Raw genomic sequence first — 17,952 nt, forward strand, 5'->3', positions numbered from 1 at the left:
TCTACTTAAGGTGAATTGGAGACTATTGAGTATCTCCAGAAGATAGCTATAAGTAGAAATTAAAATTTGTCTGGGTCGGCCTTTTCCCAATGTGCTTTAAAACTTTCAGGGATATCAGGACCTAGTAGTTGTCCTGGTGTCAGATACTCATAAATATCATTAAAGCATTTAACTTCTTGGACGCTGATTCGTCTCATGATGTGGCCAGGTTTCAAATCACTTGGGTTATCTAAACCGATAGAGCCCACCATTTCCAAAAAGCTTTTCATGGTGTTTTTATGAAAGTTGGCAACGTGATATTTTTTCTGATCGACAACCAAACCATATTGTAAACGTTTATTTTGTGTTGCAATTCCTGTGGGACAGGTATTCGTGTTGCATTGTTTGGTCTGCAAACAACCTGCAGCCATCATCATTGCGCGTGCGGCATTACACATATCGGCACCCAGCGCGATATTGGTTAATAAATCAAACCCGTTTGCAACTTTACCGCTGCAGATGATGCGTATTTTGTCGCGTACATTGATTCCTACCAATGCATTATGCACAAAGATCAAGCCCGCTTCCAAGGGGGTGCCGATAAAATTAACATATTCTACGGGTGCAGCACCAGTTCCTCCTTCAGCACCATCTACAGTAATAAAATCAGGTAAAATATTGGTTTTTAACATGGCCTTACAAATAGCCAGAAACTCATCTCTGCGTCCTAGGCATAATTTAAAACCAATTGGTTTGCCATGAGATAAGTCACGCAATTTTTTTACGAAAAGAAGTAACTCTACAGGAGTAGTGAATGCAGAATGAGCCATGGGGGAGATGACATCTCTTCCCATAGAGACTTTCCTTACTTTAGCTATCTCTTCAGTTAATTTGGCAGCAGGTAAAATACCTCCATGCGAGGGTTTTGCTCCTTGAGACAGTTTAATTTCAATCATTTTTACTTCTTTACGATTGGCTTCAGCAGCAAATTCCTGCTCATCAAAATTTCCTTGAGCGTCGCGACAACCAAAGTAGGCGGTTCCAAATTGAAATATTAAATCGCCGCCTTGCAGGTGGTATGTGCTTAATCCCCCCTCACCAGTAGCTTGAGCAAAACCACCAATCAATGCCCCCTTGTTCATGGCCATAATCGCTTTACCAGAAAGTGCGCCAAAACTCATGCTGGAAATATTAAACCGGGAGGCATTGTAAGGTTGAAGGCAGTCCGGACCGCCCACCATAATTCTTGGCTCAACTTCTGAGTGATGTTTAGGGGCTAAAGAGTGAAGTGCCCAGGTGTATCCCACACTTAAAATATCGCGTTCGGTACCAAAAGGTACGGTATCGCGCGTATTTTTGGCTCGCTCATAAATAAGAGAACGTGTTTCACGATTAAATGGGAGTTCATTTTGGTCGGTGGCAATAAAATATTGTTGGATTTCTGGGCGAAGAAACTCGAGTAAATAACGTACATGACCTAGCACGGGAAAGTTTCGTAGAATCGTGTGCTCTTTTTGAATCAAGTCATAGATCCAAATGATAATAATGGGAATAAGAAAAGCGATAAACCATTTGAGGCTATGGAACATAGCGAAAAGAGCAAATGTAATTAATAAAGCTACTCCAAAGCCTACATACCATTGGCGTCTCATTTTAAATCCCTTCAATTAAATTGGTTCGCTTTCTCTTACTCAGAGAGCATCCATTAAATTATATTGTCTCCCCGCGTAAGGCGAGGAGGCTCATTCATAAATGACTCACCATAAAACTAATCTAGTTCTGATAGGCGTTCTACCATCTCACCACCTACCATTTTGTTAATTTTATTTTCTAGTGAGTTAATAAATTGTGTTACTTGATGCTGTTGGTGTGCTTGTTTGTTTTTGCATAATATCAATTCATGACTGATATCGAGAGCAGCGAGCAGTAAGGTTTGGAAATCATCCAACTGCTTCGCTTTCTTTTTATTAATCCCTATTTGGTTATTTAATTTTTGAACCGCAAGCAGCAAATTGGGTTCTTCGCCTTCAGGGCATTTAATTTCATAAGTTTTATTTAATAATTTAACTGTACACGATTTCATTTGCGTCATAATAATAAGACCTTTGCAATTCCATAGAGAGCCTAGGTGAATAGTAACAATTTTGCTCGCAAGCAGCAATTAGTAGGGTGAACGCTTGCGTTAAATCGGTTATCATGGGGTATTTTTTATAAATGAGTTGAATATGTCCCAAGAAAGAGCACATTTGCATTTGCCCAATTATGATGAATTTTCTGCAACGATTTCGGTTTTGATGTTACACATATCTGCCAGTTTATTACACGGGATGATGTGTGGCTACCTATGCGCTGGCTCCGACGCCCAAGGTGAAGCCTATTTGCGTGCTTTATTAAATAATAAAAAAGATGAAGCCAGTCGTAATGCGGTATTAGCGATGTTTTCTGTTTTTTCCATAAGCCAGCAACAAATTAATACTATGGATTTTGAGTTTGAAATGTTGCTCCCAGATGATGAAGAGTCCTTGCTAGTCCGAGCGCAAGCGTTTAGTGAGTGGTGCGAAGGTTTTACTCAAGCCTTAACCTTGGCTGGTATTACTGCCAACCAATTTCATGAGGATGAAGCGCAAGATGCATTTCAACATCTTGTTGAATTTGCGGAGCTTGATTGTGATACTTTAGATGTAGACGAAGAAGATGAGCGTGCATTAATGGAAGTCAGTGAATATGCACGAATGGCGGTGCTCCGTTTATACAGTGATTTAGTGACGAGTGAAACAGACCGTGGCGGCCATACTGGAATGACCCATTAATAAGGATGTTAATATGATTTCCCAACAAGAATATCAAACAAGAAGAAATCAACTGGCAAAGAAATTGCCCGAAGGCAGTATCGCCATTATTCCCGCGGCTCACGAAGTATTACGTAATGGCGATGCCCATTATCGTTTTCGTCAGGACAGCAATTTTTATTATTTAACTGGATTTAATGAACCTGATGCATTGTTAGTTCTTATTAGCGGGGCGAATACTCAGAGTATTTTATTTAGCCGTACCCGCAATCCTGCAGAAGAACAATGGACTGGAAAACGCCTAGGGCAAGATGGCGCGCTATCGAAATTAGGCATGCATGCTGCTTTTCCAATAGATAGTGTTGAGGAAGAGTTACCGAAACTATTAAGTGGTAAATCAGCGGTTTATTATGCTCTTGCGCGAAATCCAGACATGGAAAAAACCATCATGCAGTCTTTGGTGACCCTTAAAGGTCAGGTACGACGTGGAGTTAAAGTACCGGATTACTTGTGTGATTTGGAGCCAATATTAGGGGAAATGCGTTTATTTAAAAGCGATGCAGAACTGGATTTAATGCGCCGAGCGGCAACTATTTCTGTTAAAGCCCATGAACACGCAATGCGTCGTTGCAAGCATTTGGAACATGAATATCAGTTGGAAGCAGAGCTGATTTATGAATTCAGTCGTCATGGTTGTCGAAGCGTCGCTTATGATCCTATTGTAGGTTGTGGCGAAAATGCATGTGTTCTGCATTACACGGACAACAATAAACCCCTACACCGAGGCAGTTTAGTGCTTATTGATGCAGGGGGCGAATTTGAAAATTATGCTGCGGATATCACAAGAACATTTCCAATCAATGGCAAATTCAGCGCAGAACAAAAAAGCATTTATGAACTGGTGCTCAAGGCACAAAAAGCAGGAATTGCAGCGGTTAAGCCTGGGCTTCCATGGAATTCGGTACAACAAATAATGGTACGGATTTTAACAGAAGGTCTTTGTGCGTTGGGAATTTTACACGGCAACGTGGATGAATTAGTTGCTAAAGAGGCGTATAAACCTTTTTACATGCATAATTCAGGACACTGGTTGGGGTTAGATGTTCATGATTGTGGCCTTTATAAAATTAATGGCGAGTGGCGTCCTTTAGAACCAGGAATGGTTTTAACTGTTGAGCCAGGTTTGTACATTAGTGCAAATATCCCAGGAGTAGATAAACGTTGGTGGGATATTGGTGTGCGTATCGAGGATGATGTAATCGTAACGAAAACAGGTCATGAAGTATTAACTGCGGCATTGCCTGTAGAGGTAGATGATATTGAGGCGTTAATGCGTGATTAATAAAGAAATTGATATACTGGTCATTGGTGGGGGGCTTACGGGGGCAACCTTAATGCTTGCTTTGCAAGGATTGGGCCATAGCACCTTGTTGGTCGAGGCAAAGCCTTTTAGTGATAAAGTAAACCCTGATTTTGATGCGCGATCCTTAGCTTTATCTCCTGCGAGTCGACGCATTTTAACCATGCTTGGCGTTTGGGATCTCCTTAAAGATCATGCCACTGCTATCGATTCGATTCATGTTTCTGATCAAAATCATTTTGGGATATCACGTCTCCAAGGGGAATCAGATGCTCCGTTAGGCTATGTTGCTGAAATGCAGCATATAAATCAGGCCTTGCATCAATTATTGCCTCATAACCAGATTATTGCGCCAGCAAGCCTAAAGTCCTTGGATTATGAACAGAATACGGCAACAATTCTTACTGACTCTGGAGAAATGAATGTTACCGCACGTTTAATTGTTGCTGCAGATGGTGCGCAATCCTTAGCGCGTCGTTTTTGTTCATTACCCGCCAAGACCAAACTTTATGGTCAACATGGGATTGTCACTAACGTGGGCTTACTTAAGCCCCATAATCATCGTGCTTATGAGCGCTTTACTATCCATGGTCCGTTGGCACTTTTACCCATGCAAGAAAATCGGATGTCATTAGTTTGGGCGGTTCCACCTAAGGAAGCAGAGCGTCTATTGTCTTTATCAGAAGCCGCTTTTTTAGGAGAATTACAACAAGCTTTCGGTTACCGCTTAGGTCGTTTTGCCAAAGTGGGTAAGCGCTTTTCTTATCCCTTACAACAAGTTTTAATGCCAATACAAACTAAATGGCCCGTAGTTTTTGTAGGCAATGCGGCACACACTCTGCATCCAGTGGCGGGACAGGGATTTAATTTAGGGCTTAGAGATGTGGCTACTTTAGCGCAATGCATTGCTGAGCAAGGACTGAATGCGGAGATGTTGCAACATTATGTGCAATTAAGATCCCACGATCAAAAAGCGATTACTCGTTTAACAGATGGTTTGATTCACGTATTTACCAGTCGCTTACCAGGATTTGGAGTAGCACGTGGGCTCGGATTGCTTGCTTTTGATAATATTCCTGTATTGAAGAGCCTTTTAGCGCGTTATGCACGAGGATTTGGGGGAGTGGTTCCTGATTTGGTTTGTGAAATCGCATTGGCAAAGCGATAAAAATAGTTATGAAGGAAAAAACATGAGTCTGCAATTTAACGTATTAGTAATTGGCGGTGGCATTGTGGGTTTAACTGCTGCCCTAGCCATGGCTCAGCGTGGTTACTCTGTAGCAATAATCGATGCAGGCTCATTAAAAGTTGATGGCTCAGAACCCGATACGCGTGTCTATGCAATTAATTTTGCCTCACAAACACTGTTACATCAATTAAATGCTTGGCAACATTTGGATAAGTCGCGTCTTTCTCCTTACCGTAGTATGTATGTTTGGGATGCTGAAAGTAAGGCCCATATTGATTTTGACTCACGTTATATAGGGAAACAGTATCTAGGGAATATCATTGAAGAATCCGTGTTGAAACAGGCTTTACTACAGCAAGTTTCCACTTTGCCTTCTATCCATTTATTCCCTAATAGCCGTGTTGAGGAAGTGTTTAGTGGAGCAGATGGGGTTAAAGTGTGCAGTAATCAGCAAACTTGGGAAGGGCAATTGTTAATGATTGCTGATGGAGCTAACTCGCCCGCCCGACAAAAACTGAAGGTGCCATTAAACAGCTGGTCTTATGAGCAACATGCTATAGTAGCCACTGTATCGGTAGAGAAACCGCACCAACAAACCGCATACCAAGTATTTCGTGCTGATGGGCCTTTGGCATTTTTACCGCTTGCTGATGCACATCAATGTTCTATTGTTTGGTCCACTGATCCTGAGCACGCAAAAAAATTAATGACTCTTTCAGAACAGGAGTTTAATGAGTCATTAACCCAGGCCTTTACTAACAAACTAGGTCGGGTTGAAGTACTAAGTACGCGCCATCAGTTTCCTTTACAGATGCGCCATGTCAAACAATATGTGGGGGATCGTTGGTTGCTTCTTGGTGATGCAGCGCATACCATCCATCCTTTGGCTGGCTTGGGTTTAAATGTTGGTCTGGCTGATGTACGCTCTTGGATAGAGTGTTTGGATATAGTACAAGATAAGCTGTTATCTAAAAAGGCGTTAGGTGCTTATCAACGTGAACGCAAAAATGCAGTATGGCAAATTATTATGATGATGGAAGGGTTCAAACGATTATTCAGTAATTCCTTTATACCGATTGTTACCTTACGTGGTTTAGGGTTACGGTTATGTAATCGATTTATGCCTATTAAACGATTATTTATTCAACATGCTCAAGGCGGGCGTCAATAAGTTCCCTCTTTATTACAAAGCTTGTATTCATAATCCTACTTTATCGGGATGCTCATCATTTAACATGAAGAATGTTTATTAGGCCAAGCGCTTAATATTTGGTTAATGTTATCTTTGTATAATTTCAACAAGAAGCTAATTTTTGTTGAGGTGTTTTATGTGGGCAAGATTTTCTCCTAAGACTTTTTTTGGGAAAGGACTTAGTATTGGCGACCCTGTAGTGGGTAATAAAATTATCGAACTCCAACGCTCTTCTTTACTCGTACGTGTAGATGGACGCAGTCTTGAGCAATTATTCCAACAAAATGGCTTGTTACCGCGTGTATCAGGGATGAAACTAGAAACACTTCGTTTTTCTCATGTAGAACGATATCAAAAATATAATGAAGAACCCTTTGCATGGGGAGCGTGTTCATCATTACATGATTTAATGCGCTTTATTAAGAACAATTCCTCCCATACGCAAGATGCCTGGATACATAAGTTTTATGGCAGGGCAACATCACTAATGGTATTGAAGTGGGAAACTGGAATAGAGAGTGAAGGACATGATGATGAAAAAGAGGAGTTGGTAGTAGAACATGTTCCCTTCGCACAGTTTATTGCCTCAACATGTCCTAAATACAGAGAAAAGTTTTTAAGTGGTGGTTTAGTACCTAACGCCATGTTTGAGTACAATAACTCTCTGCCTAAGTCAATGCGAAAGAGCGATTTACTCACTGAAGGGGATGTTCTTAGCTGGTTATTGATCAATAACTGTGAAGAAGCATTTACTACTATTTGCCAAACCAGCTACAGCAATTTGAGTCAACAAACGTTGAAACGACGCTTTGAGGGAGATCAGAAAATTTTGGACGCAATTGCTAGTGCTTTAGGTACGTCGACTTTACAAATTCATCTGTAACTTGCCGGATTTTATCTCACCAAGTTCAGCCCCAAAGTTGCTGTTGATTTTGACCGGAATGTGATGGTCAGAATCAAGCAACGGAGGGTTTGCCAAAGGTATTTGATCGAAACGCAATGATGAATTTAAACCTATCATTGCCTCAACACTACCAAATGACCATTCATTTCCAGCATAGGAGAATGCATCGGAAGGATTGATGGCACACACGTAATAATTTTGCGTCTCTTCTTCGGTAAACTCTAGAACATCGCGGTTTTGTCGATATACCTCAACATGTTCAAATGGTTCATCCATAATCAAGTCAAATTGTGCCTGAACTTGCTCGCCGAATGTAGGAAATTCAATTTTTGCTATCCAAGGATAGGAGTTATCTTGTAATAGTTTTTGAAATGCACGAAGAAAACGAGGATAAAGGAGATATTGAATATCATATTGTCCATCCACCTTAGCAAAAAAACCCATTCCCACTGCCGTAGCTTTTAACAAAGCAGGTTTTCCTGATTCCTTAGCTGCTTCATTTACTGAAGCTAACAACATGGAAATATCTTCCAGCTGATGCCGGTAATACGCTTCTCCTAAAAAAATAACCGCATTTTTTTTAGAAAAAGAAGAATAAAATTTTCCAGATTCAGAACGGGCTAGTAGCGGAAATCCGGTTCGAATTCGGGTAATAGAGCCATCTGAATCGTAGGTTCCAAGGGATGTTTGTGCCTCTTTAAAATCAGATGGTAAGTTTTCAAATAAATGATCAAACATTGGATTTTTATTTTTGGGATTCACTGCATCCAGCATAAAAAGGGAATAATGTAGGTAGTGATTTTCAAAACTAGCCCCCGCTAGAGAAAAAATTCCAACTTCAAAAGGATCTTTCTTAATAATTCTGGGATTCATTGCAGGATAACCGCCTACAGCAAACACGGAGCTATTCGAATAAATAATTTTTTTTGCAGCACTTAAGCGTTCAATAGGCGACAAAAGTTCAGGATGATGCAATGGGATTTTTTCAAAAAACTCTGGGGATGGCGGAAATGGAGTGCCATTTGGAAATACCCCTTCTCTATCGCCCGCCACATTAATTGCAGGTATTTTGCACAATGCTCTACCTAGGGAAAAAGGAGCTCCTGGATTAGTACTCGTGAAATAACGTGTGTTATAAAATACTTTTGCGGTGCTTTGGGTTTTTTCTCGGACAAGTTGGGGAATGAATTCGTTTAATCCACTTACATTTAATCGTTCATTGAGCCATTCTTTGGGAGGTCTCGGGCTACTAGGCTTGGTTGGACGAAAAAAATTTTTTAAAAACATATAATTCCCTAAAAATGTGCGAGTGTCTTCCTCATTATATTATACAAAAGGGGTAAATTGAAACAAATTGGTTATTATTTTTATATATGAAATGAATTTTTTTTGAAAATTATTTGTGACATAATGAACAAATTTTTCTGTTGCTAAGGATAGTCAGTATTATGTTAAGTCGTATGTTCACTCAAGCGTTCACCAAAACTGGTGAACGCTACGCTGTTTCTTCAAACAAAATTCTTCCAAGTGTTCGTGTTGGCCGTATGGCTCCAGAAACTACCAGGGAGACGATTGCTCAAGAGTTGCAAGCCGAGCTGGAAGAAAAAGGATTGGTTCAACTAGGCAAGACTCTAAAGGAGGAACAAATAATCTTACAAGAGCTGCAAGCGTCGCAAGAAGAAAGTTTACAGCGCATAAAAGAATTATGCGTTACTCCGGCCAAAAAGCGAGCTGCTGAGGGATATAGTATTAATGGTTTGTTCTGGCAGCAAAAACAACAAGATATGACACAAATAGCAACAAAAGAGACCTTGCAAATTAGAGAGGAGAACATTGACTGGCTAAAAACCAGGCAAGATTTATATGCGGTTCTTAAAGAACGTCATAATAAGACACAAGAAAGTTCCGACAATTATGCATTTAATTGGTGAAATGAACCCCCATTTTTTTAGAAACATTCTTAACGGGTGATAGTGTTTGCTCAACTTACCACCCAACATCTTCTTTGTTTAGAAATTAGCTGGACAGGTTAATTTTTTTTATTAAAATTCATCCGCATTCAAACGGTGAAGAATTAATATGAAAAAATCCATTACATTTTTAGACAACTCAGAAAAAGTAAAAGCCAGTGAAGATATGCTTAGAGAGCAACTCATTTTTTTTCCTGAAGAGGATGATTCTGTACTTAGATTAGGAAATTATTTAAAGTATAGTTGCGGGCAAGCAGATTTTGATTACCAACATACCGAGTATGATGATGGCGTAATAATAGCTGCTAGTCCGAATCTGGGTCCTAATCAACTAGCTGTCTATGCAGCTAAATCCTTTAGACAAGGAGACATTGTAGGAGAAATAAAAGGCACGGATTTATTCGGCATCCTACCTAATACTACTATAGAGCGCAAAGTTGAAGACTACCAAGGAGATTCCACTTTTGTTTGGAAATTAAACTTAGATGACGAAGATAAATATGCTGTAGTAATCGATTTACTTAAATCAGGTTCAAGTACACGTTGGGTTAACCATGCTAATAAACCCAATCTAGAAGTAAAAGTAATTTGTAAAAAAACAAAAGATGAGAATGGAAAAATTTTATTTGATTATCATGCTTATTATATTGCAGTGAAAAAAATTAATTTTGCCGATGAATTGACTATCTCTTATGGAGATGAGTATTTTACGGAAGAACGTCCTCAAATTGTATGTCAACCACAAACCTTGGTCGGAATTCTAGAGGATCTCGCAAAAAAACAAGAAGTTGCAGTAAGTAAGATAAGTACACCTAAGGAAATAAAAGATTTGTTCACTTTATTAAGATCAGACATGTTAAGCAAACAAGAACAAAAAAAACAAATGTATTTAGATAAAAACTTAGATCCTAAGATCTATGATTTAAGAGCGTTCGACGATGTGTTGCGTTTTCAAAAAGAGCAAAAAATAAAGCTGGAACAAACCTCTCCCTATCATTTATTTATAGCCCCTACGGTACGAGGTAATGGGGAATATCGGTATTCATTATTTAGTACTGAGAAAATTCCTGCTAAGAAAACCCTATGCCAGCTTGTGGGGCAGAAAATGGAAGGCGTGCCCGAAAAGAATAAAGAGATGCAGTTATGGGCAGCAAAGCATAATATTGATACGAATTATTTAGTGCAATCAGGCAAGGGAGGATATCTTTATACTAAAGATAATGCATCAGAAGCCTATTGCGTAGAAGGAGCAAAGTACCGAAGTGATATGAATGTTCGTTTCGATTTTGCAACCAATTCTTATATAACGACACGTCAAATTCAACCGGGTGAAGAAATTCTGGCTTTTTATGAGGGCTATAATTACGGCGCCTCTCCGGTCACGTTGGCTAAAGTGTTCACTGATTTTAATGAAGCTCAATATTATTACAAAGCTACTTGGGAGAACGATACAGCAATTGTGGAATACGTAACACCAAAAACTCCGGGTTATGGTTTAGAAGATTTTGATGAGACGATTTATTCCCAATCAGCAGAACAAGGGAGTAGCCCGGTGTGGAGTCCGATATCGAATTATGATAATGAGCACATTTTAACCCCTGGTCGTGATTTGGAAGATGATGAAAAAATCCCCACATCTGATTATATTGATACAGTTGGTGGGGACTTTTATCGAGATTCGAAGGAAGGGCTTTTAATGGATCAAGAAAGCACCTCTGAAAAAAGGAAAACTTGGAGTCCAACTTTTCAATTTGGTGAAAATCTTAGTAACAAAAAAAGAAAAAATTCAAAAATGGAAAAGGATGAACATAAAGATGAGGAATCTCTTTCTGAAACAGAGTATACCCCTTAACGAATAACATAAGTCATGCTGAATGCAGTGGGAGCTCCAGTAGGGAGCACGGTATTGTAATAAAGTATAATGCCAAAACAAGAAGATACTTCGGGTAAACGCCTCAGGATGACGTGGTTCTAAGGGACGAGCCCCGGTCATCCCGAATGCAGTGAGGAATCCTCCGGGAGAGAAAATTGTTTTAGATTTTAACTCTATGAGGACAATAGCCCGACACGCTACTTTAACCGAGCAAAATGTTCACGGCTAAAAGCCACTTTTGCGGCAACTGATTCTTTAGGATGATTCTGATAGTGGGCTTCAATTGTTCGATAGCGTTTTAATCCGCCTTCCCTGTTCGCAATTTGAATATTTAAACCGGGCCGTGCATTCAATTCAAGCATTAAAGGTCCGTGTTCTTTATCAAGTACTATATCAACCCCAAGATAGCCTAGACCTGTTAACTCATAACAGCTGGAAGCTATCTCAAGTATTTTATTCCAATAGGGTACTTCAATACCTACGATAGAATTTAGAGTGTCAGGATGATAATCGATGATGTCATTATGATATACGCCACCAAGGGTTTTACCTGTAGCTAGATCGACTCCAACGCCAATAGCACCTTGATGTAAATTTGCTTTTCCACCGGACAAACGGGTCGGGAGCCTCACCATGGCCATAGCTGGATAACCCAATAAACTAATAATGCGAATATCAGGAATGCCCTCATAACTTACTTCGGCAAATACCGGGTCTACCACTACTCGTTTCTCTATAATTGCATAATCTGAGGAGCCTCCCAGACTATATGCTCCTGAAAGAAGACAGGATAAATGATAGCTAAGCTCTTGGGTGGTGGTGAGTTTGCCGTTAATTTGTCGATAACGGCCATAAACTTTATCCTTAAAAACCAAAATACCATCTCCCCCAGAACCACGAGCTGGTTTAACAACAAAGTCATTATAAGGTTCTAAACGTTCCTCTATGGTTTTAATTTGTTGTTCTGTTTCAATGATATCGTATAAAGGAGGGACCGCGATGCCTGCTTTTAGAGCCAGCTTTTTTGTTTTTAATTTATCATCAACTAGAGGGAATAGTTTTCTGGGATTATAGCGTAAAACAAAATCTGAATTACGCTGGTTAATACTTAATATTCCGTGGTCTTTTAAACGGCGAAACAGATTAATCATTTGACGTGTCCCGCAAGTGATTTAAAGCGTTTCAACTCAAATAATCGGTATCCTCGATATTGTCCAAACCACAAGATTAACGCGAGCAGAACTAAAACCAACTCAGGGAAGGCAAAGACAAGATATTGTAATGGTTCATAACTCATTGCCCAATAAGAGATAACCGCGGCGATTAGGCTGCCTATACCTGATTTGATGGCTTCTGATGCCCCTCGCTCATCCCAAGTAATGCACATACGTTCTATAGTCATAGTCAAAATGACCAGAGGGAATAAGGCAACTGATAGGCCCGCATCGAGTCCAAGATTTTGACTGATAATACTAATGAAGATCATAAGCATGATCACGACAGTTAAAATTGCCGCGAGTCTTGGTACCAAAAGCAGCCTTAATTGGTCTAAATAAAAGCGTGCCAGTAAACCAAAAGATACAATAATAACGAAGAGGGAAATCCCCCAGACTACGTGCGTCTCTCTAAACGCTAAAGCGATTAGAACGGGCATAAAAGTCCCAAATGTTTTGAGTCCGATAAAGTTTCGTAGAATCAAGATAATAAAAGCACCTATAGGCACGGTTAATAAAATCTTATAAGTAGCTTGAGCATTAACTGGCAATTGTAATAAGGAAAATCGCAACAGTTGCGAATCGGATTGCAAACCCCTGGATTTAGCAATACTTAAGGCATTGATGGGCGTAGGTGATACAGTTAAGCTAAATTGCGCCTTTTTGCCCCCTTCGACGTTAAATACAGGCTCATTGCCATATTGCCAAATCAGGAAATCTTTAGGCAAGCCTGCACCACCGGTTTTAGGATTAATGTAAATCCAATTTTTACCATTGAATACCGCTAAAAATGGGCTTAATTCAGCTTTGCTTTTTTGGGATAAATAAATTCCCTTTACCGGAATCGCAGAAATTTTAGATTGATTTAAAATTAAAATGGCTGCATTGATAAGGTGTTCATCACTAAAGTCATTACCTGTTAATAACTTAGCATTTCCATCTTTTTTATTCAGTTCTTTTATGGTGCTCTGAGCAAAGGTTTTAATATCCGCCGAAGATTGGCGCACTTGGCTGATAATGGTTTCCACAGCGGATTTTTGACTTTCTTCAAGTGGTTGTGTTTTGGCAGCAGGAGGAGTGGCCAGTGGTGATTCATTGCCTTCGGTTTGGCGAAAAATTGCTCTGTAATACAGCGATTGCGCGCCATGGGCTCGCCGGATTGACCAAACGGTTTCCCGATTATCACCATTTAAGTTCGTCGTTACCCCGTAATTTCTTGAGACGAAATACTCATCAAGAATAGCAAAATGTGGCGGTAAATAAGGGATATTAAAACTCGCTTTAATCGGCGTATTCGGGTCCGCAACGAAACGCAAATTGGATTCAACCATCCAACTGTTTATCGTTTCAGTATCAGTTAACGGCACATCGAGTACGAAGTGCCGATACAAAAAAATTCCTGCTCCAAGGATAAATAGTGTAAAGATCAATCCATAAACATGACGCGTGTTGTTTTTCATTGTTTCTTAAAACTCTGATTTCTTAACGTAAATGTGAGTGCTGGATTAACTGCACCATTAAAAGCAATAATTGCATCTCTACCTAAAAGTAAAGGATAGAGGAACCGCTTGCGGTTTGTTAAATTTACTTTAATTGTTCTGACCTTATCTCCAAGTTGAATATCAAGCAGTACCACGGGCCGTTTGATTGGTGCGTGTGCAATGATCTCTGAACCATGCTCTCCATCACGAACTTTAATTTTTACTCGGCCTTTGTATTCAGCTTCAAATATAAATTCGCCTGTCTTTGTTGGCACTGTAAAACGTAAATAAGGGACCCCATTTTTAGTAATTTCAGTAATGTTAGTCGCATTTAAAGATGCTGATTTAGCCCCGGTATCCAATTTAGCTGATAGAGTCAAATTTTTTTCGGGAAACGAAACTTTTTCAACATAACCATAAATTTGTGTTTCATTCGATGCCATAACGGGTCCAGTCATTAGTGCTGCAAAAATAAAGAGAGCAAATATTGATCTCATTGAATCCTCTTTCCTTAGTTGTTTTTATATTAGGGCAATATCGTAGCAGGTTTGCCTCCTAAGTCACAACCCGTAAGTGGATTTAATGAAATATTTTTTGTACGAACTTAGTGTGATATCATGATTAACTGCCTGAAAATTGTATTTTTTTAGCTCATGATGAAACGATTATTGACATCGAGAGCAACAATCAATATAATCCGCCCATCCAAACTGGTGGCCATTTCTGTGTGTAAGAATGACTGTTAAGGGCGAAGAAAATTCACAGTTAAAATCGGAAGACCTCGTTTTCCTCTTGGCAATCGCCGGTCGTATTGACGCGCAAAGTAGACTTCTCGCTCAAAAGCTCGATAAAGATCGTTATATTTATCATGCTTATGCCATTATGGATTCCCTAAGCTCCTCTTACAGTATGTTTAAATACTTTTTTGAAGTATTTTTTTCCAAGACTGATCCTGACTTAATACACAAAGTACTGACCTCTCCTGAGGGAATCGCCGCGGTTGCTGCAGAAGCGATATTTTTAGTTTCGTTTTCCTTTTTAGCAAGTGTTTATGATAAAGAGAAAAAAGATTCTGTAAAGAAATTCATAGCATCTGCCTGGCCCTATTTTCGTGACCTGATGAAAGGCCTAAAGAATGCTTATAAAGGATGGCGAAGTACTGTACAAGTTTTAAGCTTAATTAGTGGGATGGACCTTAAATATATGGTGATCCCCGTAGGATTAGTTTTAGGCATATTTGCTGCCGCTAATCGTCTTTGGATACGCAGCATGGTTGAGCAGCGTAAAATACAAATGGATAAGAATAAAGAGCTTTTATTGCAAATCCAACAATTAAGCTCCATAACTCCGTTAGACCGTAATTCCTATTTATCAAGAATAGAATATCAGGATAATGATACTCGCGCTTATGCTTATTTAGCAGTAGCGACTGGGGGATTGCTTGATGGGTTATATCTTTATATTGGTGTAGTAAGTCTTTCGGTTCTTTCGCCACCTCTTCTTCTTGCTCTGTCAATTATTGGCGTTTTTTACACTCTATCCTGTGTCATTTCACGAATTTATGAAGAATATGATTTTCAGTTACGTTTGGAAGTTACCCAAACCCGGTGTAAGTTGGCATTGACCACTAAAGAATTGGAGTTGACCTATGCTAAATTGCTTGAGTTACAAGCGCATAAGAGCACCCAAAATAATGACCTAGAAGAAATCAGGGCATTGAAACGGGAGATTTGTCGCTTAATTGATAATTTTGAAGAAGAGCGTCAATTATTACAAGATCAATTAACCTACAGTTATGCAACAGCTGGCCTGTTAGGTATGAAGTATGGCTTATTTGCTTACGGTGTGTTGACCAGTATCATATTTACAGCCGCCTCGCTTTCTTTAATCACAGCAGGTAGCTTTCCTCCGGCTTTATTGGCAGTAATTATCGTTTCTGGCCTGGTGCTAATGATAGGGTTGGCCGCATACACGCTGAATGCTCATTATCAACACATGCAGCGACGCGAAGAAGCGAGCAAAAAAGAACGTCCTTATACGCAAATCATGGATATGAGGAAACGTATCGAGACCAACATAGATGCTGATGTTTTAGATGCAGAACCTTTTGCGACCTCATTAAAGGATGGTCTTAAACTGGATCCTTCACCACAGACTTTTTTCCAGGAGTGGTTTGAAGTGTTCCGCTCTTTTGCTTCCGGTCTATCCAAGGGAAATAATTTCTTCAATTTTGCAATGACCTTTGCTCAAGAGGCAGATTCTGATGGGCATTATCACGATATCCCTATAATGGGTGAATTCGCAATCGTAAGTGGGGTCTTATTTTCATTAGTTCTAGGCCTTCGGGCTCTAGCAAAAGGTTTGGGGCGTCTTCAAGACCAAGCTAGTTCCACTAAAACTAAAGGAACTGACTGTGCTGGTGTGTCGATGGAGGAAATAAAAACCCGGTCTTTACGGGAATCAAGTGAGCGTCCGAAACGCAAAGCCTCTGATTCCCAGCCGAAAAACGGTTCTTCCTTTTTGAATTTCTTTTATCATAAAAAAACCTCACCAGCCGCCACGCTGCCTCATTCAAGGAGCGACACTAACTTAAGTCAGCACCATCCTTCTTCTTCTCCTGGGAGTATATTTGGGGGTTTAGAGTAGGATCATTATACATTTTAAATTGATGATAGATTCTGAACGTACGTTTTTTCATCTGTACTTCTTCAAGCAATTCGTTAAAGCACTGAGTTAATTGTTCTAATTGCTGATTAATAATTAGTAATTTATCGGCACAATTGTTTCGATGCTCGTCCGAGACGTCTTCGCGCTTGGTTTGTAGACCCATGTGATAAGATTTCAAAGATAAAATAGAAAGCCTATCGATAATCATTCCCGGTGATTCAGAGTTCACTGGACATGCATTATAATTGGCTGGTTGTAATTTCTTAAACAGCCATTCATCCATTGCTTCCATACGGTTATTACGCAATTGATTGAAGCGGTCAATTTCTCGCTTTGCTTGGTAGACAAATTCATATCCTTGATCGTCACGACGTGCTCTATCTTCTGCGTGCCAGAGTTGATAGTTAAAGGCATGATTTTCTTCAACTAAGCGATAAAATTCCTGGTGTTGATGCACAATACCCGAGGCTTTCCATTGAATGATGCAGTTTTTATGTAGACTGATGATTTCTGCGCTATTAATACGATCTGACATGTTTTATCCTGTCTCTTTGAAAAGAGGTGCCAGTTTAACCTATACTGCATAACGCTACAAATTGGAGCCAAAGTATTTATTATAAATGGTTTCATAAGTACCATCATTTTCCATTTGTAATAAAACTTTGTTGATTCCATTAATGAGTGCAGTGTTTTTGGGGAGTGCGAGGATTCCATATCCATTTCCCAGAACAATAGGTTTACCTACAGTTTGAAAGTTAATCACTTTATTGAGGGTAAGATATTTAAAGATATTGACGTTCAACACAATTGCATCGACATTATTACTAAGCAATGCTGTAATCATTAAAGAAATTTTTGGATATGATTTTATATTATCTTTGCTGGTATACAGTGCAAGGGTATCATCAAGGTGGCTTGCTTCTAGAGTGCCAATTTTTTTGTTTTTAAGATCAGCAATGGTTTTTATAGTTGAGGACATCGTTAAAAATTGTCCATCACTTGTCATATAGGGCAAACTGTAAACATAACTTGGGGATAGAGCTGATGGTATGGGACTTGGCGGGAACGTAACATCAATGTTTCCTGCATTTAGTTCATCCATTTGGTTTTTCATGGTGACAGCTTTGTATTCACAGGTAATATGGAGACGGTTACACATTTCATTCATAAGATCGATGCAAAAACCAAAATAGTGATTGCTGCCATCCACTGCAGAAAAAGGCGGTGCTGATTTGGAAACCCCTACGATAATGATGTTGCTATAAGCGAGCGTAGTACCCACTAACAGAATAAAAAATAGAATATGTCGAACCAGCTTCATGCAGTTGTACCAT

General features: G+C 39.6%; 16 protein-coding genes. 8 read left to right on the forward strand and 8 right to left on the reverse strand.

The features are described 5' to 3' along the window. Positions 1 to 59 precede the first annotated feature (59 nt). Both ACWTEW_RS10330 and ACWTEW_RS10335 read right to left on the reverse strand, forming a co-directional pair. Positions 60 to 1,631, reverse strand: a complete 1,572-nt coding sequence (locus ACWTEW_RS10330) for an FMN-binding glutamate synthase family protein (RefSeq protein WP_454781591.1) — start codon at positions 1,629 to 1,631, stop codon at positions 60 to 62. Between the two features lie 116 nt (positions 1,632 to 1,747). Next, positions 1,748 to 2,071 (reverse strand): cell division protein ZapA, encoded by a 324-nt coding sequence (locus ACWTEW_RS10335; RefSeq protein ID WP_454781592.1) that lies wholly within the window; start codon positions 2,069 to 2,071, stop codon positions 1,748 to 1,750. Positions 2,072 to 2,204: 133 nt separating this feature from the next. On the opposite strand from ACWTEW_RS10335, the gene ACWTEW_RS10340 reads away from it, so the two are divergent. The 5 genes from ACWTEW_RS10340 to ACWTEW_RS10360 all read left to right on the forward strand — a co-directional run bounded on the left by ACWTEW_RS10340 (position 2,205) and on the right by ACWTEW_RS10360 (position 7,392). Beyond that, positions 2,205 to 2,789 carry a UPF0149 family protein gene (locus ACWTEW_RS10340; RefSeq protein ID WP_454781593.1) on the forward strand — a complete coding sequence of 195 codons (585 nt, stop codon included), beginning with the start codon at positions 2,205 to 2,207 and terminating at the stop codon, positions 2,787 to 2,789. A gap of 13 nt (positions 2,790 to 2,802) precedes the next feature. Then, a complete protein-coding gene (gene pepP / locus ACWTEW_RS10345) occupies positions 2,803 to 4,110 on the forward strand; it encodes a Xaa-Pro aminopeptidase (protein ID WP_454781594.1) in 1,308 nt (435 codons plus the stop codon). Next, positions 4,103 to 5,296 carry a 2-octaprenyl-6-methoxyphenyl hydroxylase gene (gene ubiH / locus ACWTEW_RS10350; protein WP_454781595.1) on the forward strand — a complete coding sequence of 398 codons (1,194 nt, stop codon included), beginning with the start codon at positions 4,103 to 4,105 and terminating at the stop codon, positions 5,294 to 5,296. The genes pepP and ubiH overlap by 8 nt, the downstream gene beginning before the upstream one ends. A gap of 22 nt (positions 5,297 to 5,318) precedes the next feature. Then, on the forward strand, positions 5,319 to 6,488 hold the full coding sequence (locus ACWTEW_RS10355) for a UbiH/UbiF/VisC/COQ6 family ubiquinone biosynthesis hydroxylase (RefSeq protein WP_454781596.1): 1,170 nt from the start codon (positions 5,319 to 5,321) through the stop codon (positions 6,486 to 6,488). Positions 6,489 to 6,645: 157 nt separating this feature from the next. Continuing rightward, the gene (locus ACWTEW_RS10360; protein ID WP_454781597.1) at positions 6,646 to 7,392 is read left to right on the forward strand and encodes a hypothetical protein; all 747 of its coding nucleotides are present in this window, start codon (positions 6,646 to 6,648) and stop codon (positions 7,390 to 7,392) included. Here the strand turns inward: ACWTEW_RS10360 and ACWTEW_RS10365 are convergent. After that, complete coding sequence (locus tag ACWTEW_RS10365; RefSeq protein ID WP_454781598.1) at positions 7,375 to 8,700, reverse strand: type IV secretion protein Dot; 1,326 nt, start codon at positions 8,698 to 8,700, stop codon at positions 7,375 to 7,377. The two genes, ACWTEW_RS10360 and ACWTEW_RS10365, sit on opposite strands and share 18 nt — an antisense overlap. Before the next feature lie 161 nt (positions 8,701 to 8,861). On the opposite strand from ACWTEW_RS10365, the gene ACWTEW_RS10370 reads away from it, so the two are divergent. Continuing rightward, positions 8,862 to 9,344, forward strand: coding sequence for a hypothetical protein (locus ACWTEW_RS10370; RefSeq protein WP_454781599.1), 483 nt, complete (start codon positions 8,862 to 8,864; stop codon positions 9,342 to 9,344). A gap of 148 nt (positions 9,345 to 9,492) precedes the next feature. Continuing rightward, the gene (locus tag ACWTEW_RS10375) at positions 9,493 to 11,235 is read left to right on the forward strand and encodes an SET domain-containing protein-lysine N-methyltransferase (RefSeq protein ID WP_454781600.1); all 1,743 of its coding nucleotides are present in this window, start codon (positions 9,493 to 9,495) and stop codon (positions 11,233 to 11,235) included. Between the two features lie 218 nt (positions 11,236 to 11,453). Here the strand turns inward: ACWTEW_RS10375 and ACWTEW_RS10380 are convergent, their stop codons facing one another. Genes ACWTEW_RS10380 through ACWTEW_RS10390 form a run of 3 tightly spaced genes read right to left on the reverse strand, consistent with a single transcriptional unit; the run spans position 11,454 to position 14,448 of the window. Further along, entirely contained in the window at positions 11,454 to 12,407 is a 954-nt protein-coding gene (locus ACWTEW_RS10380; RefSeq protein ID WP_454781601.1) for an alpha-L-glutamate ligase-like protein, read from the reverse strand. Then, on the reverse strand, positions 12,404 to 13,930 hold the full coding sequence (locus ACWTEW_RS10385) for an inactive transglutaminase family protein (RefSeq protein ID WP_454781602.1): 1,527 nt from the start codon (positions 13,928 to 13,930) through the stop codon (positions 12,404 to 12,406). Before ACWTEW_RS10385 ends, ACWTEW_RS10380 begins: the two co-directional genes overlap by 4 nt. After that, a complete protein-coding gene (locus ACWTEW_RS10390; RefSeq protein WP_454781603.1) occupies positions 13,927 to 14,448 on the reverse strand; it encodes an ATP-dependent zinc protease family protein in 522 nt (173 codons plus the stop codon). Before ACWTEW_RS10390 ends, ACWTEW_RS10385 begins: the two co-directional genes overlap by 4 nt. A 238-nt stretch (positions 14,449 to 14,686) precedes the next feature. On the opposite strand from ACWTEW_RS10390, the gene ACWTEW_RS10395 reads away from it, so the two are divergent. After that, entirely contained in the window at positions 14,687 to 16,597 is a 1,911-nt protein-coding gene (locus tag ACWTEW_RS10395; protein WP_454781604.1) for a hypothetical protein, read from the forward strand. On the opposite strand, the gene ACWTEW_RS10400 is transcribed toward ACWTEW_RS10395, so the two are convergent. Then, positions 16,536 to 17,153, reverse strand: coding sequence for a DUF4254 domain-containing protein (locus tag ACWTEW_RS10400; RefSeq protein WP_454781605.1), 618 nt, complete (start codon positions 17,151 to 17,153; stop codon positions 16,536 to 16,538). The two genes, ACWTEW_RS10395 and ACWTEW_RS10400, sit on opposite strands and share 62 nt — an antisense overlap. A 54-nt stretch (positions 17,154 to 17,207) precedes the next feature. After that, complete coding sequence (locus tag ACWTEW_RS10405; RefSeq protein ID WP_454781606.1) at positions 17,208 to 17,939, reverse strand: transporter substrate-binding domain-containing protein; 732 nt, start codon at positions 17,937 to 17,939, stop codon at positions 17,208 to 17,210. Between the last annotated feature and the right edge of the window lie 13 nt (positions 17,940 to 17,952).

This window comes from Legionella stuttgartensis (assembly GCF_977063405.2).